The 20,615-nt window shown below is 44.6% G+C and carries 17 protein-coding genes; 15 read left to right on the forward strand and 2 right to left on the reverse strand.

Annotation, left to right across the window (positions count from 1 at the left end; translation table 11 throughout):
* Positions 1-438: 438 nt before the first annotated feature.
* The 3 genes from lepB to MZO40_RS02455 all read left to right on the forward strand — a co-directional run bounded on the left by lepB (position 439) and on the right by MZO40_RS02455 (position 3,029).
* Positions 439-1,026: a signal peptidase I gene (gene lepB / locus MZO40_RS02445; protein ID WP_003640217.1), complete on the forward strand. Its 588-nt coding sequence runs from the start codon at positions 439-441 to the stop codon at positions 1,024-1,026.
* Positions 1,027-1,265: 239 nt separating this feature from the next.
* Entirely contained in the window at positions 1,266-2,582 is a 1,317-nt protein-coding gene (locus MZO40_RS02450; protein WP_252133076.1) for a C1 family peptidase, read from the forward strand.
* A gap of 12 nt (positions 2,583-2,594) precedes the next feature.
* Complete coding sequence (locus MZO40_RS02455; RefSeq protein WP_050338068.1) at positions 2,595-3,029, forward strand: helix-turn-helix domain-containing protein; 435 nt, start codon at positions 2,595-2,597, stop codon at positions 3,027-3,029.
* 374 nt (positions 3,030-3,403) lie between these two features.
* Here the strand turns inward: MZO40_RS02455 and MZO40_RS02460 are convergent, their stop codons facing one another.
* Positions 3,404-4,276, reverse strand: coding sequence for a DegV family protein (locus tag MZO40_RS02460; RefSeq protein ID WP_050338069.1), 873 nt, complete (start codon positions 4,274-4,276; stop codon positions 3,404-3,406).
* Between the two features lie 147 nt (positions 4,277-4,423).
* Between MZO40_RS02460 and MZO40_RS02465 the strand changes: the two genes are divergently transcribed.
* The 7 genes from MZO40_RS02465 to MZO40_RS02495 all read left to right on the forward strand — a co-directional run bounded on the left by MZO40_RS02465 (position 4,424) and on the right by MZO40_RS02495 (position 11,272).
* Positions 4,424-4,891, forward strand: coding sequence for a GNAT family N-acetyltransferase (locus tag MZO40_RS02465; RefSeq protein ID WP_050338070.1), 468 nt, complete (start codon positions 4,424-4,426; stop codon positions 4,889-4,891).
* Between the two features lie 734 nt (positions 4,892-5,625).
* Positions 5,626-6,429 carry a 2-keto-4-pentenoate hydratase gene (locus tag MZO40_RS02470; protein ID WP_105961092.1) on the forward strand — a complete coding sequence of 268 codons (804 nt, stop codon included), beginning with the start codon at positions 5,626-5,628 and terminating at the stop codon, positions 6,427-6,429.
* A 759-nt stretch (positions 6,430-7,188) separates the two neighbouring features.
* The gene (locus tag MZO40_RS02475; protein ID WP_225367142.1) at positions 7,189-8,379 is read left to right on the forward strand and encodes a replication initiation factor domain-containing protein; all 1,191 of its coding nucleotides are present in this window, start codon (positions 7,189-7,191) and stop codon (positions 8,377-8,379) included.
* A gap of 148 nt (positions 8,380-8,527) precedes the next feature.
* Entirely contained in the window at positions 8,528-9,091 is a 564-nt protein-coding gene (locus MZO40_RS02480; RefSeq protein WP_105960699.1) for a TetR/AcrR family transcriptional regulator, read from the forward strand.
* 58 nt (positions 9,092-9,149) lie between these two features.
* The gene (locus MZO40_RS02485; RefSeq protein WP_105960698.1) at positions 9,150-9,995 is read left to right on the forward strand and encodes an SDR family oxidoreductase; all 846 of its coding nucleotides are present in this window, start codon (positions 9,150-9,152) and stop codon (positions 9,993-9,995) included.
* 12 nt (positions 9,996-10,007) lie between these two features.
* Positions 10,008-10,538 carry an RICIN domain-containing protein gene (locus tag MZO40_RS02490; protein ID WP_120769434.1) on the forward strand — a complete coding sequence of 177 codons (531 nt, stop codon included), beginning with the start codon at positions 10,008-10,010 and terminating at the stop codon, positions 10,536-10,538.
* Between the two features lie 251 nt (positions 10,539-10,789).
* Complete coding sequence (locus tag MZO40_RS02495; protein ID WP_396415497.1) at positions 10,790-11,272, forward strand: transposase; 483 nt, start codon at positions 10,790-10,792, stop codon at positions 11,270-11,272.
* Positions 11,273-11,437: 165 nt separating this feature from the next.
* On the opposite strand, the gene MZO40_RS02500 is transcribed toward MZO40_RS02495, so the two are convergent.
* Positions 11,438-11,974 (reverse strand): phenolic acid decarboxylase, encoded by a 537-nt coding sequence (locus MZO40_RS02500; RefSeq protein ID WP_003640211.1) that lies wholly within the window; start codon positions 11,972-11,974, stop codon positions 11,438-11,440.
* Positions 11,975-12,089: 115 nt separating this feature from the next.
* Between MZO40_RS02500 and MZO40_RS02505 the strand changes: the two genes are divergently transcribed.
* The 5 genes from MZO40_RS02505 to yicI all read left to right on the forward strand — a co-directional run bounded on the left by MZO40_RS02505 (position 12,090) and on the right by yicI (position 20,506).
* The gene (locus MZO40_RS02505) at positions 12,090-12,644 is read left to right on the forward strand and encodes a PadR family transcriptional regulator (RefSeq protein WP_105960695.1); all 555 of its coding nucleotides are present in this window, start codon (positions 12,090-12,092) and stop codon (positions 12,642-12,644) included.
* Positions 12,645-12,903: 259 nt separating this feature from the next.
* Positions 12,904-13,365 (forward strand): universal stress protein, encoded by a 462-nt coding sequence (locus tag MZO40_RS02510; RefSeq protein ID WP_050338074.1) that lies wholly within the window; start codon positions 12,904-12,906, stop codon positions 13,363-13,365.
* A gap of 301 nt (positions 13,366-13,666) precedes the next feature.
* On the forward strand, positions 13,667-16,270 hold the full coding sequence (adhE, locus tag MZO40_RS02515; RefSeq protein WP_105960694.1) for a bifunctional acetaldehyde-CoA/alcohol dehydrogenase: 2,604 nt from the start codon (positions 13,667-13,669) through the stop codon (positions 16,268-16,270).
* Positions 16,271-16,826: 556 nt separating this feature from the next.
* Complete coding sequence (locus MZO40_RS02520; RefSeq protein ID WP_371862620.1) at positions 16,827-18,191, forward strand: MFS transporter; 1,365 nt, start codon at positions 16,827-16,829, stop codon at positions 18,189-18,191.
* 26 nt (positions 18,192-18,217) lie between these two features.
* Entirely contained in the window at positions 18,218-20,506 is a 2,289-nt protein-coding gene (gene yicI / locus MZO40_RS02525; RefSeq protein WP_252133077.1) for an alpha-xylosidase, read from the forward strand.
* The last annotated feature ends 109 nt before the right edge of the window (positions 20,507-20,615 follow it).

The raw sequence follows: 20,615 nt of genomic DNA on the forward strand, positions 1-20,615 counted from the left end.
GAAAATCAAAAGTTAGTGCGAAAGGCCAAGAATTAATGTAAAACTAAAATGAGTCGTTTCAAGAATTATGACTGGTACGTGGGTGCCGCGTGATTCTTGGAACGGCTTTTTTGTCGTTCGCCTAAAGGGCTGTTTGTCGGACGAAGCACTAGAATTGAACCGACCTGCTAGTTTCTCATTTAAACGGGGCAGCAGGTGTTACGGATGCCAACCAGAAGCTCGTGGTGTGGTGATTGCCAATCCATGTTTTCAGTCGAATCAAGATGATCGTCCGGTCTGCTGGATTGCAGCCAAACGACTTCCATACATCGGAATTAATTGACGGCCCTCATTAGTGAACTTATAAAATCTTTTTAAAGGGGTCATCGATTCCAGACAAGCCGGGTCGATTGGACTATAATAATTGAAGGTTAAGCGTGGGGTAAGGGAGAACGTTGGATGAAAACTGTTAAAAGTATTATGAGTTGGGTGTTACCGATCGTGGTCGGCTTACTAGTCGCCATGGTGATTCGCCATTATATATTTACGATGGTGCGGGTGGACGGCCCATCGATGGAACCTAATCTGGACAATAATGAACGGGTCGCCGTGGTTAAGACCGCTAAGATTCGGCATTTGAGCGTGATCGTATTTAATGCGTACCATGTCGATCCAGATGCGCGGTCGAAATCGGTCAAGTATGTCAAACGAGTGGTCGGGATGCCTGGCGATACTGTCAAGTCTCAGAACGGCAAGCTATATGTGAACGGTAAGCTAGTCCCGCAACAGTTCATCAGTCAATATGAGCGGACACAGGGCACGACCAACTGGACTTTGAATACCTTGTCGACGCGCTATAGTTGGCGGTTAAAGACGACCAAGGTCCCGAAAAACACGTACTTTGTGCTCGGTGATCATCGCTCGGTCTCCAACGACAGTCGCTACTGGGGCTTCGTTCCCGCTAGCAAAGTGCTCGGCGTGGTCAAGGTGCCATTTTGGGACTCCAGTAGTACGAAGCGCCACAACGTCAATTCAATCAGCTATTAATTATCAACAGGTGTTGCTCACGGTGGGCAGCGCCTTTTTTATTGGCATTCATGCGTAATAACCACGAGCAGAACGCGTCTATTGGTGATTATTACTAATTTGAAAAATGGTGCCTGTATAAAATAACTAATAAAATTCAGAAAAGTAAACAAAAACTTGCATCTAAATTGAAATCGCTATCTAATAGGCCTAGAATGAAGGCTAAACTGGTAATAGGGCTACAATGGAGGCTGGTAAATATGGCAACTGAATTAACACCCGCCGCGCTTGCCGCATTACGGACAACGCACGCAGATGATCGGATGGCGCCGGTACTAACGCGCGCCATCACCAAAAATGGCATCAAAGCCGCAAGTTTTGATAATCAGGCGGCCAGTCGCTTAGACCGGACGTTTTCAATCGAAGTTCCGACAGGTAAGGTTAGTAATCAAAAGAGTAGTGGTCGCTGCTGGGAGTTCTCGTTACTGAATACCCTGCGACACAAATTCGCGACGAAGTATCACGTGAAGGATTTCGAATTGTCACAAAGTTATTTATTTTTCTGGGATAAGATCGAACGGGCCAACACGTTTTATCGCAACGTTGAACAAACGGCGCGGCAGCCAATTAGCGACCGTTTAGTCCAATTCTTGTTCGACAATCCTGGAGAAGATGGTGGTCAGTGGGCGATGGCTGCGAGCTTAGTTCAGAAGTACGGCGTTGTGCCAACGAGTGCGATGCCGGAAACGTTCAACACTGAAAATACCGCTGCTTTTCAAGCTGTGCTATCGCGGCAATTACGCAAAGACGGCTTGAAATTACGGCAGTTGGTCATGGACGGCGCTAACGAGGCAGAGCTGCAATCACTCGAAAAGTCGATGTTACAGGCCGTCTACCGGATGACGGCGTATTCTTTCGGTGAACCGCCGACTAGCTTTGACTTGACGTATCGCGACGATGATCAGCAGTATCATCGGCTGACGGATCTGACGCCGCAACAATTCTATCAAGATTATTTTGACACTGACCTGGATGATTACGTTGTCGTGACGAACTCGCCTGATAAGCCGTTCAATCGCTTATACAGCCTGCCTGACGAAGATAACGTCATCGGTGGCAAACCAATCGAATTCTTGAACGTCGATATGGGGGTCCTGACGGATGTTGCGGTACAGCAATTGAAGGCCGGCGAGACGGTCTGGTTCGGCAACGATGTCTTGCGGCAGATGGATCGCCAGACCGGGTATCTGGATGCCCACTTGTTTGAAACGGGGCAGTTATTCTGGGTCAACGACCATTTGACCAAGGCCCAACGGCTATTGACTGGCGACGGTGAGGTCAGTCATGCGATGACGCTCATCGGTGTTGATTTGGTGGCAGATACGCCAACCAAGTGGAAAGTCGAGAATAGTTGGGGCGAAAAGGTCGGTAAACAGGGCTACTTCGTGATGAGCCAAGATTGGTTTGACGCCTACGTCTATGAAGTGGTGGTCCACAAACAGTTCTTAGCACCAGAATTTCAAGTGTTAGTCAACGAACGCGCGCAACGGCTGCCGGCATGGGACCCGTTGCACTAGGAGGACGAAATTATGGGAATTTTTGCAGACCGATTAAAACAAGCCATGCAACAAGCAAACCTGACGTCAGCCCAGTTGTCCAAACAAACGGGAATCGGGCGCTCTTCAATCAGTCAGTGGTTGAGCAACAAGTATGTCGCGAAACACGATAAGGTCGTGACGTTAGCGGGTGTTCTCAACGTGTCGCCAGACTGGTTGTTGGGGACGAGCGATGTGGCCACGCAACCGACGCCAGAAGCGGCGCCAATTCCAGTCGCGGTGACACCGACGCCCGCCGTGGACCCCGAGTTAGTCACCTTGTGGGAGCAGCTAGATCAGACGCAACGCGCCAAGTTGGTCAAAAAGGCACATAAGTTGTTAGCCAAATCTCAGGCTAAAGCGCAAGACCCAGCACCGAAGAAGACGAGTAAAAAGAAGAAAAAGAAAAAGGGTAAAAAGCGGAAGTAAGGCGGAATCGCTAGCCGAATGCGGCCAGGTGGCATGGTGATTTTAGATCACCGCGCATGGCTGGGTCGACTAGCGATTAACCGTTTGACTGATCGTTTATGACCAGAGACTAGACGCTAAAAACGACGCTTCAAGAAATCAAATTCTTGAAGCGCCGTTTTGTCATACTTAATTGATTTAGTTGATTGCTGGTGCTGGCTGAAAAGACCAGTACAGCTCCGGATGAGTGCTGTAAACCAGGCGTGAGCCGGGCACCTGGCGCGGCTACATTTTCAAGCCGTTCGATTTTTGACGGCATTGCTGGTTCCGCTGGACGTGCTAGTCCGCCGTGTTCAAGCTTGGTGACAGCGAACGCGAATTAGACGGCATGTCGTTTAATTATCCAGCGGCCATTTTTCCCAATCACGTGCCCAGATGAGGCCCATGACGCCTTCGCCAACGTGGACGCCGACGACCGGACCGATTTCACCTTCGTCGATCGTGAGGTCTGGGAAGCTGGCTTTTAAATCAGCCGTCCATTCGGCTTGCAGCTTCGGATTGTTCCCATTTTCAATCGTCACGCGCAGTGGGTAGTCGGCAGCGTCAATGGCTGCGGCTAACTTGGCCTTAATGGCGGTGTAAGCACGACGCATCGTCCGCTCTTTCTGGATGGCGACGATTTTGCCATCTTGGAACGTCAAGACGGGTTTGATGCGCAATAAATTGCCGACGAGCCCGGAAGCGTTCGAGAGGCGACCCGTGCGAACCAAATGGCTTAAGTTATCGACAACGAAGTAAACATCCGTCGTTTCACGAATTTTCTTAAGCTGTTCGATGACTTGTTCGGGTGTGTAACCCGCAGCCACCAGTTTGGCAGCTAAGAGCACCATGTCGGCTTCACCGGCGGCGGTAATCAGGGAGTCGAAGGGATAGACTTTGATGTTCGTCACGTTCGGGAGATAACTCTCGAGATTGGTGATGAAGCTAGTGATACCAGATGATAAATGAATACTGATGACGGCGTCGTAGCCCGCTGCTGCGAGTTGGTCGTACATCGTTTGCATTTGTCCCAGTGTGATCTGAGTGGTCGTTGGCAGTTCTGGTGCCGTTCGCATGCGTTCGTAAAATTCTTTGGAAGTGATTTCGACGTTTTCTAAATAAGTCTGTTGGCCAAAAATAACAGTAATTGGAACGACGTGAATATCATACTTTTCAACGTCGGCCGCTGATAGGTAACTGGCACTATCCGTAACAATTGCGGTTTTCATTTTTTCCCCGCTTTCATTTGGTGAAAGTATTGCCTAACATTATACCGCTTATTGGTGGGGGAAAGCTAGCATTGTTGGCTAAGTAAACGGTTGTAATTGCTAGCGACTACCGTCATAATGAAAATAATCAAATGGGGGAGGCACAAGATGAGGAAACGAATTGAGATCAAACCGGCGACAGACGCTGACCGGGCGGCGTTAGCTGAAATTTACTTAGTCGACCGCCAGCAAGAGTTTCCGTGGGTCACAGATCCTAAGTTACAGGATTTTGACTATGACAGTCGCGGCGAATTTGTCTTGGTGGCGTGGGTCGATGGCCAGCGCGCTGGCTTCTGCTCATTGTACCGACTGGCTAACTTCATTCATTTACTGTTCGTCGCACCGGATTTTCGCCATCTCAAAGTCGGCGAGCGTTTGTTGACCGAAATGCGTCAGTACGCCACGGAACCACTGACGTTGAAATGCGTCATGGCTAACGAAAATGCGCTACGATTTTATGCCAAGGTCGGCTTTCAAATCGTCAAGGCAGACGCGGACGCGTTACCGCCAAACTACACGCTACGGGACACGCATACGGAGCAATATATTGCGTTGGTCGATTTGGAAAACAACTAGCTGGTGCTAGTGACACCTGCCGATTGGCGTTTGAATGTTAGTCCAATGTGAAATCTAATTTATTTTTAATTTTGGGGTTGACATTCTGATTTTACGGCGCTAAACTCTAATCATTAATTAAATTTAGATTAAAGACCGTGATAAGGAACGGTGTTAAGCCGGTTAGTTAGCGAGCTGTAGATTGGTGCAAGGCAGTCAATACCACTTAACATAGATCACCTTGGAGTCGCGCCCCGAAATTATTTGGAGAAGGCGTTGGATGGTACCCATTAATGTACCGGCGTATCGCATTTGCTGTACGTACTAAGGTGACTATTGTGAAGTAGTCGCGAATAAAGGTGGTAACCCGTTCTGGACGTCCTTTAATTAACTCGTTGGAGTTAGTTAAAGGACGTCTTTTATTATTTAAAGGTGGTGAGGAGTATGGAATCGGACATTCTGGTGGCTAATTGCCAATCAGTGTGGGCAACGGCAATTAGTCGCGCGGGAGCAGCAGCTCCTCAGATAAGACGAGAAGCTAACAGCGGCATTTAGCACCGCATTCTCGCAGGTTCTTGTAACACATAGATCAATCAATCGCAGTCATGCGACACATAATTAGCAAATGAAGTCATCACAAACGAAACGATTTAGGAACGATTTCAACACATAGTCAGTCGATTTTGCAAACGCAACACATAGTAGAGACACATATGCATTAGTCAATGACCAAACACATAACGGAGGTTACGCTTATGACAACCACAACAACAGAAACAGAAACGCAAGTCGCACAACAATTATTTGATGCCTATCAAACCCAACACGCCTTAACGATGGCGGATTATGCAACCAGTGTCACCGATGAGGACGCCGCATACCGCGTTCAAGCTGAACTGACGGCGTTAAAACAGCAACCCGTTGGCGGCTACAAAGTCTCATTAACCAGCGCCGAAACCCAGAAGATGTTTGATGCGCATACACCACTCTATGGTGCGCAAGTCGCGGATCATTTCCTTGCAGCACCTACCACAGTTCGACGGGGTCAATTGATGGATCCACTCGTTGAAGTCGAACTTGTCTTTAAGGCCAAGGAAGATTTGAGTGCCACTGATTCATTAACTGATTTATGGCATAAAACCACGGTGGCACCTGGCCTAGAATTACCGGATTCTCGGTTTAGTGACTGGTTCCCAGACTTACCAAAGAACCTAGTGGTAGCTGATGCAGCCGTTGGTGGGTTAGTGGTCTACGGGACGGAAGAAGATACCGACAAGCGGTTCGCTTCCGTTGACGCGGTCGCAACGCCGAAATGTACCCTCGTCCATGATGGCGAGACGGTCAAAACGGGTCAAGCGAGCGAAGTGTTAGGCAATCCACTCAAGTCCTTGCAGTGGTTAGTCAGCAAGTTAGCTGAGCAGGGCAAGACACTTACTGCCGGCCAACGCGTCTCATCAGGAACGTTCGTCTTACCGCCACATTTAACCACGGGGCACTGGCAGGCCGACTTTGATTGTGGACTGGGACAGGTCGCACTAGATGTGACAGACGAAGGATAAGTGGAATTACTGGCCTAGGTCAAAAGCCGTTCAAGGATTGTTGTGAAACAATCCTTGAACGGCTTTTTTGGGGTGTTGACGTTATGGGTGTGAAACAAGCGGGATAACTGCTAAGCAGGTCGACTGCAGAACTCAAGTGATTCTAACCAGCAAAATTGGTGCTTAGGGTCGCAAGGCTGATGCTACGGGCAATTTTAGTCCCGTTATCGCTACTGTGCCCAATTGTTCTCGACAATGTTTCACGTGAAACCGATTAAACTATTATGTTCTAGCAACATTGCTGATATATCGGGCTTTGAAGCCATTATACAAAACTAAAAAATACTAAATTGACCCCGAAGTGTGCACCAACTGTGCATCTCAAAATTTAAAATCAAACCATTCTAGGCGACTAATTCATTCCGAATTAATCGTCTTTTTCTGTCGCAAAAATCAATCAAACAAATTAAGAATACGATCAAGTATCAGCCAGTAAACTGTAATCCATATAAATTGGTGTAGCTTCCCATCAAGCTTGACCGTTGCCGCGACGCGCGGGCAGCGCGAAAGCGCAGGCGCGAGCAACGGGCGGTCGGCGTAAGCCGGCCGCTTTAACCCCCAGTATCTAACTAGGGGGGTACAAAATAACATTTAACTATCCTTAGAACACGGTACAAATAGCTATATAGCGCGGTTTAGTGGCTATCTATGTAGCTCAACCCAATCAAAATTCATTTGTTGGGGTTAGACAGTAATTTTGAATAGAAAGCAGGTATTGTAATGAATATGACTTGGAATGAACAAATTAAAGCACGGCGTCACGAACTACAGTTGACGCAAACAGCGGTTGCTAGCCGCTTAGGGATTACAACTAATTACTTTGCCCGTTTGGAAAACACCCACGCCCATCCAAGTAGTGGACTACAGGCACAGATTGATCGGACGCTGAAAGATTGGAGTGACCTACCGCCACTAACGGTGCAAGTTGACTACTTACGGGTTCGCTTTCCCACTAATAAAGTTGACCATATCATCGAAGATTTATGCTGGATCGACAAAGATTTCATCAACTATAAAGATTGGGGACGCTATGGCTATGCCGATCAATATCAATTAGGCGATATCACTATTTTAACGTCTACTCCAACACAAAAGTTAGGGACTTTACTAGAAATGCACGGTTCCGGCTGTCGGCAATTTGAAAGTATGCTGATTGCGCACGGTATGGTTTGGGAAGATTTTCTCTACACTTGTTTACAAGAAAAAGGCATTATCAAACGGATCGACTTTGCGATTAACGATCACGTTGGCCTACTCGCCATTCCTGAACTAGTTAAGAAATGCCAAAACAACGAATATATTTCAGTCATGCGCAAATATGAAGCGCTAGCCTCCGGTAAGTTGCTAGATGATAAAAGTGAAGCGACTGGTGATACGCTGTATCTAGGCTCTAAGAAAAGTGATATCTATTTCTGTATCTATAACAAGGAAGTTGAACAAGCGCAAAAAGGCGTCACTCTAAATGCAGAGCAACGCCCAATTAAAACGCGGTTTGAAGTGCGCTTATTCAATGATCGCGCCATATTAGCGGTCAAAGATTTCCTCAGCCACCGTAACTTGGAAAATACGGTGTTTGGGATTGTTCAACGATACGTACGCTTTGTTGATAAACGTGCTGGAAAAGTCCGTAATCAATGGCCGCTGAACAAGCGCTGGGCACAATTCTGTGGTAAGAACCGCGCACCGGTGCAATTGACCTTAGCCCCAGAACTACCCAACGTTAACCGCCAACGTGCGTGGATTCGGACGCAAGTGGCGCCCACCTTGAAAGTATTATTCAATATTGATGGCTATCAAGGAACGCTGGAAACCATGCAGGACATCAAGAACGCCAAGTTATCTGCACAGCAGAGAGCCATGATTAAGGAACAAACTGTCGGTGTTGATTACCTCATTGAACAATCTCAATAGAAACAACTGGCTAAATTGTGCTACTGCTGACTATAATATATGCCAAAAACTGCGAAACAAATGAATCAACAGTATGAGAAGAGCAGATTTTTGCAATTAGATGGCATAAGGGTTGACTATAACTAACTAATCAGTTATTATTAAATTCATGAGAACAAAAGATGAAAACAAAACAAAAGCAATTAAACACGCTGTAATCGAGCTTAGTCAATCTGAGGGATTAACTAATTTAACAACTGCTAAAGTTGCAAAATTAGCTGGGGTTAGTCCCGCAACTATTTATCTAAAATATAAAGATAAAACTGATATGTTAAGTCGAATTTATGAAGAGGTTAAAACTGAACTTCACGCCGGCGTTCAGGAATCTATATTAGATGCTGGAGACGATGTCGAAGCTCAATTAAGGGCAGTATTGAATTATTCGGTACAACAATGGCATAAATATCCAAAAGAAAGTGAATTTATTAATGCTTTATGGACTAACCAAGAACTGCTAGACGCTTCTGCAATCGAAAGCGGCAATCAAAAAGAAGGACCTCTAGTTGACCTTTTTGCTCGAATCGATGCTAATCCAGCATTTATCAATGTACCACGGGTAATTTTAGAAGCATTTGCGTCACTACCAGGAACGGTACGTCAACTTGCATCAAATAATGATCAAGCATTAATTGATCAGACAATTGATTTAATTTTAAAGGCTCTAAAGGTTTGAGCCTTTATTATTTGGTAATTAAAAACTAACTAGTTAGTTATAAAATGGAGGGATTTTTTTGAAACAAAATGTTGTCGTTATTACAGGTGCTTCTAGTGGCATGGGCAAGGCTGCTGCGGAATTATTTGCCACTAAAGGTTGGTTGGTTTTTGGCGGAGCACGTCACAGTGAAAATATTCCGACTATCAATAATATCCAAGCACTTCATTTGGATGTTACAAGTGAAGAATCGGTAGAAAATTTCATGAATCTTATTTGGGAACGTACTGATCATGTTGATGTACTTATTAATGCAGTTGGTTATGGAGAGTATGGTCCAATAGAAGAAGTGCCACTTTCTGCAATCAAAACCGAATTTTCGACTAATTTCTTTGGCGCAATTCGTATGACACAAGCAATATTACCTTCAATGCGTACGAATAAAAGTGGCCGGATTATTAATGTATCATCAGGTATTGGGACGTCATATATGCCAACTGGTGGTTACTACGCTGCCAGTAAAGCAGCTCTACAAATTTGGAGTGATACATTAAATATAGAGGTACAACCGTTTGGAATTCAATCAACTATTGTAAGTCCCGGAGCTACCAAAACTGATTTTATTTCCAAAATGTTTGCAAGCTTTGAACGAAATACTCATCCAACCTCGGTATATACATCTTTGATGGCTGGTGTTGCTAATATGTCCAAAAACTATAAGGCAAGTGCAACGGCAGAAGATTTAGCAAGCGTATTTTATAGGGCGGCAACAGCTTTGAGACCTAAAATGCGCTACTACAAAAGTGTCTCTGATCGGATGAATGTGTATATAGCGCGTAATCATCCATTGATCTGGAAGTGTTTGATGAGTAGAGTTACAAAACGGATGATGCGAGTGTCAACAGACAATAACGAAGAAAGCTAGAGTGTTTTAATTATGAATGCAGGTACTATCTTAATCATTGATGCGGTAATCGTCATTGGCTTAATTGTTGTGTTTGGACATCGACTGATAAAAAATTATTACAGAAAGATTCAAACTCCAGATGCGTATATGATACAAAATGTTCAGTCAGGGTTAGTCATTCGACCGCAAAATGCTGAAATAGCTGATTGTGTCCCAATTATTCAGTACACACCAAAGAATTGGGAATGCACAACTTGGCAAATGATTGGAATCGGAAATAATGAGTACTTATTAAAAGATCTATATACACAAAAATCATTTGCTCCAGTTGGAGAAATAAAAGCTGGTGCATTGCTGGAACAGCGACCGATTGGAAATGATCAACATCAGCACTGGATTTTTGAACGACAAACCGACGATAAGTACTCTATTCGATTGGCAGATAGTAATTTATTTATAACAAGTGTTGGTGGTGCTGTTGATGAACGAATAACATTGCAAACAGAAACAAATTCAGCTAATCAACTGTGGACCTTACATCAACAGAATCCAATAATTTAGGAGAATAAAATGAAATCAAAAAATAAACCTGCTGCTTGGATATTAATATTATCCTTCTTTACGTGGATAGTACCCCAACTCCTTGCTGAATTTGCTTGGAAATCACCTGTATATAACTAAAGGTTGAAAGTTAAAAAAACACAGAGAAGCCCCGTCATTTCGGGGTTTTTCTATACAAAAATAGACATGAAAGACTCCACATCTGTATAATATAAGCATCACACAAACACATACAGAGGAGTTTCATGTCCATGTCTACTATACAACAAAATGCAGCCAAAACAACTTACCTTTACAGTCCAATCGTGACCTTTGAAGTCGATGGGCAAACCATGCCAATGAATCTCGTATACGTAACTAAGCGTGGTCAATCAGACCAATACCTAGTCTTAGCGACGACCAAGTTAAGCTTAAAACCTGATGAAATTATTCAAATGTATGGTCGGCGTTGGCAGATTGAATGCTTTTTCAAGGTCGCAAAACAATATCTTCAATTCGATCAAACACAAATCCAAAGCTACGATGGGTTGTGTGGCCATTTGGCAATGGTTCTGATGGGATATGACATCTTAGCGCTGGCGGCGCGTGAAAACAAAGACGAACGTACACTGGGCGATCTGTTTTATGACTATGGCCGACCAATGCCGGACATCGATGTAGCTAAAGCTTTGAACTGGTTATTAGAAACTATTACTGGTCTAGAAAAAAATTCGCCATGGAAGCAGCCGTTTTAGACGCAATTTTTGATGAATTTATAAAAGCCTTACCAAGTAGTCTGGTAAAACTACTTGATAAGGCCTAAAAAGCGAAAACGCCTAATTTATGTAACCGTAACTCAATGATACCAATGAGTACGGTCTGTTTTGGTACTTTCAACCTTTAGTGTTTCACGTGAAACATTATTTGTTTACACGATGATAGTTTTCGTCAAAGTACTTACCGTCACGGATTTCATCCGGTAAACCAGAGTAAGGCGCTTCGCTGATGACGTCTTCGTTATTTTGACCAGCATCACCCATGTAAGTGATGTGGGCAAATTCTGGAACAACTAGTTTTGGATAAGTCGCGTACTTTTCACGAGACTGTTCCATTAAATCAATGTGTTCGTTTTGGAACGTGACCGTGATTTCAGGATGGTCTTGGACCCACTTAGGGAAGAAAATCGTCCCGTTTAATTTGTTTTCGTTAGGCAAGAAGTCAAGGGCGACATCGGTACCAGTTGGTTCTGTCCAGGCAACTTTGTAAATGCCGGGTGTCAACATGACGATGTTCGCTTCTTGATCCTTGACCCACCGACCGGCGACCATGCCACCGTGAATCCGGTAGTCAACGGTGTGGTCGTTTTTCGCGTACCATTCATATTCCCAACCGTTGTCGTAAGTGTAAATAAAGTGGGTGCCGAGGAAGTCATCTAGCGTTTTAAATTCTTTCGTCATTTAAATTACCTTCTTTTAAAAATATATGTCATTTAAAACGTGTAAATTATTACATGTTTTAATCAACAAGGTTAGTGTATACTGTTATCAAAGAATCGTCAAGGAGGAATATCCAATGGCGCAAAAAAATAAGTTGCAATTTATTATTCTAGGGTTGTTAAATCAACAACCGTTAACGGGTTACGACCTGACGAAGGCCTTTGATGATGAGATCGGGGAATTCTGGCAAGCCCAACATAGTCAAATTTATCCGCAATTAAAACGCTTAGAAGAGCAGGGCTACGTGACCCATGAAATCACCGTCAGTGGCGAAAAGTTGGAAAAGAAGCTCTACCACGTGACGACAACTGGTCGCGATTTACTCCATGAGTGGATCAGTATCGGCACGCCGGATTTGACGGCCACTAAGGACGAATTTATTTTAAAACTCTATTTCATTCAAACGAATCAAGATCCGCGTTTGCGCGAGATGCTTACCGAACAACTGACCTTGCACACAGCCAAGCTGACCCACTTGCAGCAGCGACTCGAGAGCGTGTTTCCAAAACCAGCGACTGCGAAGCAACACTATGGTCATTATTTGATCTTACAACACGCGATTGGCCGTGAGACGTACTACGTTGACTGGCTTAAGCAGACGCTGCAGGCGTTGCCGAAGAAATCGGAATAGGCGCATACTGGCGTGACGGTGGCATCAGGCGACTAGTGTGATTGGTACATTGACGTTCGAGTACCGTTTGGTTTGGCAGTCGATGTTTTCAAGCAGATGTCGCGGGCAACCAGGGAGTAGCAGGCGTGTGTTGAACCGCGGCGATGATTTAAGCTGCCGGCGAGAGCGCCTCTGGTGAGAAATCGTCCGTTAGGGGTGTGAAACTGGTATAATGACAGTGGTCAATATCAATTCAACTCAATGAGACGAGGAGATTACTATGGAAAACTCAAAAATGCAAGAACCACTCGTTTATCGACGCATTCTGCTTACCGTTGATGAGGACGACAATACTTCATCTGAACGGGCCTTCCGTTACGCAACGACATTGGCCCGCGATTACGACGCACCGCTGGGAATTTGCTCGGTGCTGGAAAGCGAAGATATTAATATTTTTGATTCACTGACCCCGTCGAAGATCCAAGCCAAGCGCAAACACGTTGAAGAAGTCGTCGCTGAATATGTTCAGCTTGCTGAACAACGTGGCGTCAAACGGGTCGAACCACTGGTTTACGAAGGTGGCGACGTGGATGATGTGATCTTGGACCAAGTGATTCCGGATTTCAAACCTGACTTATTGGTTACCGGTGCGGATACGGAATTTGCTCACTCTAAGATTTCGGGTGCAATTGGGCCCCGGTTAGCACGAAAAGCCCCAATCTCCGTTATTGTGGTCCGATAAAGCGGTCCAACAGGTGACATCGACTGATGTCATGATTACTCAGTTATTACTAAAAAGAATCGTGGTCCGACAGGTTAGTCGTCGGTGACCGCGATTCTTTTTTAGCTCACCTTGTTCATTAATGAACTTAGCGATCGAAAAAACTTTATTGGCGATAAACACCGCTAAAAAGGCGATTTCACTATTATTTATATACTAAAAACCAATTATTTTATAATTTATTGTTGCATTATGAGCAAGGATAGCTATAATGGAGTTTGTAAATTAATTCACAAAGGAATTGAAATGGAGGAAGCACTTCATGATTAAGACAGAAAAGAACCAAACCGCCAAGGTTACCGACGAAGTAGACCAGTTAGTTCAACGTTCAAAGAAAGCATTGGCCGTTTTGAAATCGTATACACAAGAACAAATTGATGATCTATGTGAAAAAGTTGCAGTTGCTGCACTTGATAATCATATGAAACTCGCCAAGTTGGCCGTTGAAGAAACTGGCCGTGGGGTGGTTGAAGATAAAGCCATCAAGAACATCTACGCCAGTGAATATATTTGGAACAGCATGCGCCACGACAAGACCGTTGGCGTCATCAAAGAAGACGATGAAGAACAACTAATGGAAATCGCTGAACCAGTCGGGATCGTGGCCGGGGTCACCCCCGTTACGAACCCAACTTCAACGACAGTCTTCAAGACTTTGATCTCCTTGAAGGGTCGTAACACGATCGTCTTTGGTTTCCATCCACAAGCTCAGAAGTGTAGTTCCGCGGCCGCTGATGTGATGCGTGAAGCCATCAAAGCTGCCGGTGGTCCTGCCGATGCCGTTTTATACATCGAACATCCAAGTATTGAAGCGACGGATGCGTTGATGCACCATACCGACGTGGCAACGATCTTAGCCACTGGTGGTCCAAGCATGGTTACCGCGGCCTACTCATCAGGTAAACCAGCCTTAGGTGTTGGCCCTGGTAACGGCCCGACCTACGTTGAAAAGACGGCTGACATTAAGCAAGCCGTTAACGACATTGTGTTATCCAAGACGTTTGATAACGGGATGATCTGTGCCTCTGAAAACAGCGCCATTATTGATAAAGAAATTTATGCGGAAGTCAAAGCAGAATTTATTCGTCTCGGTTGCTACTATGTAAAACCAAAAGACGTTCAAGCTTTAAGTGATGCCGTTATCGATCCTAACCGGCACACCGTTCGGGGACCAGTTGCTGGGAAGACTGCTTACGAAATCGCCCAGATGGCTGGATTAAAGGATGTTGCCAAGGATTGCCGCGTCTTGATTGCTGAAATCAACGGTGTCGGGGTCAAGTATCCATTATCTGGCGAAAAATTATCACCAGTTTTGACCGTTTACAAGGCTGATTCACATGAAGCTGCGTTCAAACGGGCCGATGAATTACTTCATTATGGTGGTTTAGGCCATACTGCTGGGATTCACACGACTGATGATGATTTGGTCAAGGAATTCGGCCTTCAAATGCCAGCCTGCCGGATCTTAGTGAACACGCCATCTTCAGTAGGTGGTTTAGGGAACATCTACAACAATATGGAACCTTCATTAACACTGGGCACGGGGTCATATGGTGGCAACTCGATTTCTCATAACGTTACGGATATGGATCTGATTAATATCAAAACTGTGGCAAAACGGCGTAATAACATGCAATGGGTCAAAATGCCTCCCAAAGTCTACTTCGAACGCAATTCCGTTCGCTACTTGGAACACATGGCTGGGATTAAAAAGGTTTTCCTAGTTTGTGACCCTGGGATGGTGGAATTTGGCTACGCTGACCGTGTAACGGCTGTCTTGAACAAGCGGACGGATCCGGTCGATATCGATATCTTCTCTGAAGTTGAACCGAACCCATCGACGGATACGGTTTACAAAGGGGTCGCACGGATGAAGGCCTTCAAGCCAGATACGATCATCGCCCTTGGTGGTGGTTCCGCAATGGACGCGGCCAAAGGAATGTGGCTCTTCTATGAACATCCAGAAGCTTCCTTCTTAGGTGCTAAGCAGAAGTTCTTGGATATTCGGAAACGGACCTACAAAGTTCCCGTATCTGAAAAGGTCACCTATATTGGGATTCCAACGACTTCTGGGACGGGTTCTGAAGTGACGCCATACGCCGTTATTACGGACTCCAAGACGCACGTTAAGTACCCAATCACCGACTACGCAATGCAACCAGACATTGCCATCGTTGACCCACAATTTGTTGAAACGGTGCCAAAGCGGACGACTGCTTGGACTGGCCTGGATGTCATCACCCATGCTACTGAAGCGTACGTTTCAACGATGGCCTCTGACTACACGCGTGGCTGGTCAATTGAAGCCTTACAATTAGCCTTCAAGTACTTGAAAGCTTCTTATGATGGCGACAAGAAGGCCCGTGAGAAGATGCACAATGCGTCAACCTTAGCCGGGATGGCCTTTGCCAACGCCTTCTTAGGAATTAACCACTCCATCGCGCATAAATTAGGTGGGGAATTCAACTTACCACACGGGTTAGCGATTGCCATCACTTACCCACAAGTTGTGCGCTACAATGCTGAGATTCCAACCAAGTTAGCAATGTGGCCGAAGTACAACCACAACACTGCCTTAGCCGACTACGCCAACATTGCCCGGGCCTTAGGGTTACCAGGTAAGACGGACGAAGAACTCAAGGAAAGCTTAGTTAAAGCCTATATCGACTTGGCTCACTCAATGGATGTCACCTTATCCTTGAAAGCCAACCGGGTTGAAAAGAAGCACTTTGACGCCACCGTCGACGAATTAGCTGAATTGGCCTACGAAGACCAATGCACGACCGCAAACCCTCGCGAACCTTTAATCAGTGAATTAAAGGCGATCATCGAACGCGAATGGGACGGCCAAGGTACTGAAAAATAGCCCTTTGTGAATTAAGGGAGCCCTCGCTCGGGTGAGCGGGGGCTTTTTTGAGGTGGAAAGGCTGTCGATGTCGGTCGGTGCAGTGAAGAAGACCGTTCAGAAGATCTATGGCACTGAGAGTGTTTGGTCCAGAATACTTCTGTAATCATTCAGGTATGGTATTTTTATCAGATACTTTTGCATTAAAACCAAATATAGGGGCTAGAGTGGACGGTTATTACCGGATATCGCATCCGGCGCTATATTTGAGTTAATAGCCATGGAAGCTAGAGGATCTCCAAACGATAATTTTTTTAAACGAAAAAGGCTTGCAATCAAAAATGAAAGCGGTATACTCTTCTTTGTAAGCGGTTGCTAAAACTTGAAAAGTGGTCGCGTTTTTTTATCTATCATTAGTTGCATTCAACAACCAACCAACCTACAAATATTAATGAATAGATAAAAATGCAATGGATTGAATTCAGAAAGAAGGCTTGGATCGATGAGCGTTAGTATGCAGCATCATAGTAGCGAGGCCAGTCCGGCTACTCAACCAGCAAGTGTTATCCATAAAAATATGGTGCCATGGAGTGAACGTTTCAGTTATTCACTATCTGATTTTGCATGTAACTTGTCTTTTTCACTAGTTAGTACGTATTTGATGTTCTTTTATACAGATGTATTTGGAATTAGTGCAGCGATTGTCGGAACATTATTCCTAGTTGCGAGAATTGTTGATGCGTTTGATGGTCCCTTCTGGGGAATTATGATTGACCATACGCATACTCGGTGGGGGAAGAGCCGGCCATACTGGTTATGGTTCGCAATCCCATTTGCTGTATTCAGTGTGTTATGTTTCACGGTTCCAAATATGAGCACGGGTATGAAAGTTGTGTGGGCTTACGTGACTTACATTGGCGTCGATGTTTTGTACTCCGCCGTCAATATCCCAATTACATCTATCCTGCCTAGTCTGACAAGCAATCCGCAAGAACGCGTGACGCTATCAACAATTCGGCAATTTATGGGAACTTTAGGTGCAACGATTATTTCAACGATTGCGTTGCCATTAGTAGCCTACTTCGGTGGTGGGAGCACGTCTTCTGCACACGGTTGGTTTATGGTCGCCTTGATTATGGCGGTAATCGCAATGGTTATCTTCTTTATCGTATTTGCGAATACTAAGGAACGCGTTCAAACGGTTCAGTCCAAAAAGAGTATTCCAATCAAGACATCTTTGAAAGCGCTTAAACGGAACTGGCCATGGGTTATTGTTATTTTTATCAATTTTATTTACTGGTTAGGCATGCAGACACGCTCACAAGTAACGGTATATTTCTTTAAATACAACATGCATGATGCAACACTAGCTTCATTTATCTTAGGCTTACAATTAGTTGCCTTGTTGGCGGTTGTAATTACGCCATGGACTGCCAAACGAATCGGTAAGCGGAACACGATGCTGATGGGAATGTTGCTAGCCATTGTTGGTCAATTAATTCTGTGGGGCGGTTCTAAAGCTTTGAACGTACCCACGATTACAGTTGGGACGATTGTTGGTTACTTAGGAACAGGCTTTGTTTCAGGGTTAATTGCCGTAATGTTGGCTGATTCAGTTGACTATGGCGAATGGAAGAATGGTGTACGTGCAGAAGGTATTGTCACTTCATTCTCTAGCTTTTCAGCTAAGTTTGGGATGGGAATTGGTGGTGCCGTCACTGGCTTAATTCTATCTGCTGGTGGCTACGTCGCTAATCATGCACAAAGCGCCCAAGCCTTGAATGCGATTGAAATGAATTATGTATGGGTGCCAATCGTTGGTTTCGGGCTTTCAGCAATCGCACTATTGTTCTATAAAGTTGATAAGATCGAACCTAAAATGTTGGCTGATTTGGAACAGAAGCATGCACAAGAAAATGCACTTGCTGACGATCAAAAGTAAGATGGGATAAGAAAGGATGAAATATCGTGAAGTTTACAAACGGTTATTGGCTAAATCGCGAGGAATATGACGTTAACTCGCCAAAGGAAACATATGATGCTCAACAAAATGGTAAAACGATTACGGCGTTTGCACCGTATAAGCGAATTATGTCTCGTGGCGATCAATTAAACTTGGGCGCAACGACAATTACTTTAACATCACCAGTTGAGAATGTTATCGGGGTTAAACTGGAACATTTCGATACTAATGAACACGGCCCTGAATTTAAAATCAATAATTTGGATCCAGAGGTCGCGATTGAAGTAAATGATCAAGTTGCTAGTTTGCAAAGTGGCGACTTAAAGGTGACGTTACCATTGCGGACTGATTTTGAAATGAAGTTCACGGCTAACGGCCAATTGGTTACACAATCAGAGACGAACGCCCAGGCGACGATTTGGAATCATGATACTAAAGTTAATTATATGCGCGAACAGCTTTCAATGGGGATTGATGAAAAAATCTATGGCCTCGGTGAACGCTTCACTAATTTTGTCAAGAATGGCCAAGTAGTTGATACTTGGAACCAAGATGGTGGAACGGGTAGTGAACAAGCGTATAAAAATATTCCGTTTTACATCAGTAGTAACGGCTATGGGGTCTTTGTAGATGAATCCCAACGTGTTTCATTTGAAATCGGCTCAGAAAACGTCGATCGTGTCCAATTTAGCACGGAAGGACAATCCCTACAGTACTACGTTATTTATGGCCCAACGCCAAAAGAAGTGTTGCATCGTTACACGCAATTAACTGGTGCAATTAAGCTGCCACCAGCATGGTCATTTGGACTATGGTTAACGACTTCATTTACGACTGATTACAGTGAAGAAACTGTTTTGAAGTTTATTGATGGGATGCAAGAACATCATATTCCGTTAGACGTCTTCCATTTCGATTGTTTCTGGCAAAAAGGCTTTGAATGGTGCACGTTAGAGTGGGATAAGGAACAGTTCCCGGATCCAGAGGGGTTATTGAAGAAAATCCATGACCGCGGTATTAAAGTGTGTGTCTGGCTGAATCCGTATATTGCGCAAAAATCACCATTATTTAAGGAAGCCAAGGATAAGGGTTACTTATTAACTCGGGAAAATGGCGATGTTTGGCAATGGGACTTGTGGCAAGCCGGTAACGGGTTTATTGACTTTACTAATCCAGCGGCGGTTAAGTGGTATCAAGATAAGTTAAAAGTGTTATTGGATATGGGTGTTGATAGCTTTAAGACGGACTTTGGTGAACGAATTCCAGCTGAAGATGTCAAATTCTTCGATGGTTCTAACCCGCAACAAGAACATAACTACTACACGCTCCAATACAATCGAGCGGTTTATGAAGTCATTCAACAGGAAAAAGGTGCGGATGAAGCGGTCTTATTTGCGCGCTCCGCAACGGTTGGTTCACAATCCTATCCAGTACACTGGGGCGGCGACAATCTCTCGAAGTACAGCTCAATGCGTGATACATTGAGAGGTGGATTATCGTTCTTGCTTTCAGGCTTTGGTTTCTGGAGCCATGATATTGGCGGCTTTGAGGATGGCCCTGGTACGCCAACTGCGGATCTTTATAAGCGGTGGTCTCAATTTGGGTTGCTCTCTTCCCATAGCCGTTATCACGGAAGCGATGTTTATCGAGTACCGTGGAATTTTGACGATGAAGCGGTTGAAAACACACGGAAATACGTTAACTTAAAACTGTCATTAATGCCTTATATCTACACGGAAGCTGCACATGCTGCTGCATATGGCAATCCGTTGATGCGGCCGATGTTCTTGGAATTTGGCGATGATGACAATGTCTATGATAATGCGACACAGTATATGTTTGGCCCAAACATATTAGTAGCGCCGATCTTTAATGATCAGGGTAAAGCGCACTTTTACTTGCCAAGTGGTAAGTGGACTAGTATTTTGGATGGTAAAGTTTATCAAGCACCACGCACAGGTGAATGGGTCAATGAAGTGTTTGATGAATTAGACTTACCAGTGCTGGTTCGTCAGAATTCAATCATTGTTCGGAATGAAAAAGCAGTGCATGCCGCGTATGATTATACGAAGGATGTCGATATTCATTTGTATCAGATCCAAGATGGCAACGTGTCAAGCAAGGTTGTTGATGAACACGGTCAAGATGCTGCAGAAATTAAGGTCGAACGATCTAATGGGCACATTGTGATCAATACAGTGGGACTAACGGGCGATTCAACCGTCTATGTACATGAGAATAATGATACGATTAAGTTATCTTTGGTGGACGGAAAAGCGGAAGTAACGCTTTAGTAAGAATTTGACAGGTAATTGAGCGGTCATCACATTCTTGTGACGGCCGCTTTTCAATTGTAACCTGACTATTTTTTTGTTAGATTAAGTTAGAGATTTACTAATTATA

The organism is Lactiplantibacillus sp. B652 (genome assembly GCF_023806745.1).
GTDB classification, from domain to species: domain Bacteria; phylum Bacillota; class Bacilli; order Lactobacillales; family Lactobacillaceae; genus Lactiplantibacillus; species Lactiplantibacillus pentosus.

Bases quoted from the DNA above. Each gene is read 5' to 3' on its own strand.
- lepB (WP_003640217.1), top strand. From the start codon at position 439: ATGAAAACTGTTAAAAGTATTATGAGTTGGGTGTTACCGATCGTGGTC.
- MZO40_RS02450 (WP_252133076.1), top strand. From the start codon at position 1,266: ATGGCAACTGAATTAACACCCGCCGCGCTTGCCGCATTACGGACAACG.
- MZO40_RS02455 (WP_050338068.1), top strand. From the start codon at position 2,595: ATGGGAATTTTTGCAGACCGATTAAAACAAGCCATGCAACAAGCAAAC.
- MZO40_RS02460 (WP_050338069.1), bottom strand. From the start codon at position 4,276: ATGAAAACCGCAATTGTTACGGATAGTGCCAGTTACCTATCAGCGGCC.
- MZO40_RS02465 (WP_050338070.1), top strand. From the start codon at position 4,424: ATGAGGAAACGAATTGAGATCAAACCGGCGACAGACGCTGACCGGGCG.
- MZO40_RS02470 (WP_105961092.1), top strand. From the start codon at position 5,626: ATGACAACCACAACAACAGAAACAGAAACGCAAGTCGCACAACAATTA.
- MZO40_RS02475 (WP_225367142.1), top strand. From the start codon at position 7,189: ATGAATATGACTTGGAATGAACAAATTAAAGCACGGCGTCACGAACTA.
- MZO40_RS02480 (WP_105960699.1), top strand. From the start codon at position 8,528: ATGAGAACAAAAGATGAAAACAAAACAAAAGCAATTAAACACGCTGTA.
- MZO40_RS02490 (WP_120769434.1), top strand. From the start codon at position 10,008: ATGAATGCAGGTACTATCTTAATCATTGATGCGGTAATCGTCATTGGC.
- MZO40_RS02495 (WP_396415497.1), top strand. From the start codon at position 10,790: ATGTCTACTATACAACAAAATGCAGCCAAAACAACTTACCTTTACAGT.
- MZO40_RS02500 (WP_003640211.1), bottom strand. From the start codon at position 11,974: ATGACGAAAGAATTTAAAACGCTAGATGACTTCCTCGGCACCCACTTT.
- MZO40_RS02505 (WP_105960695.1), top strand. From the start codon at position 12,090: ATGGCGCAAAAAAATAAGTTGCAATTTATTATTCTAGGGTTGTTAAAT.
- MZO40_RS02510 (WP_050338074.1), top strand. From the start codon at position 12,904: ATGGAAAACTCAAAAATGCAAGAACCACTCGTTTATCGACGCATTCTG.
- adhE (WP_105960694.1), top strand. From the start codon at position 13,667: ATGATTAAGACAGAAAAGAACCAAACCGCCAAGGTTACCGACGAAGTA.
- MZO40_RS02520 (WP_371862620.1), top strand. From the start codon at position 16,827: ATGGTGCCATGGAGTGAACGTTTCAGTTATTCACTATCTGATTTTGCA.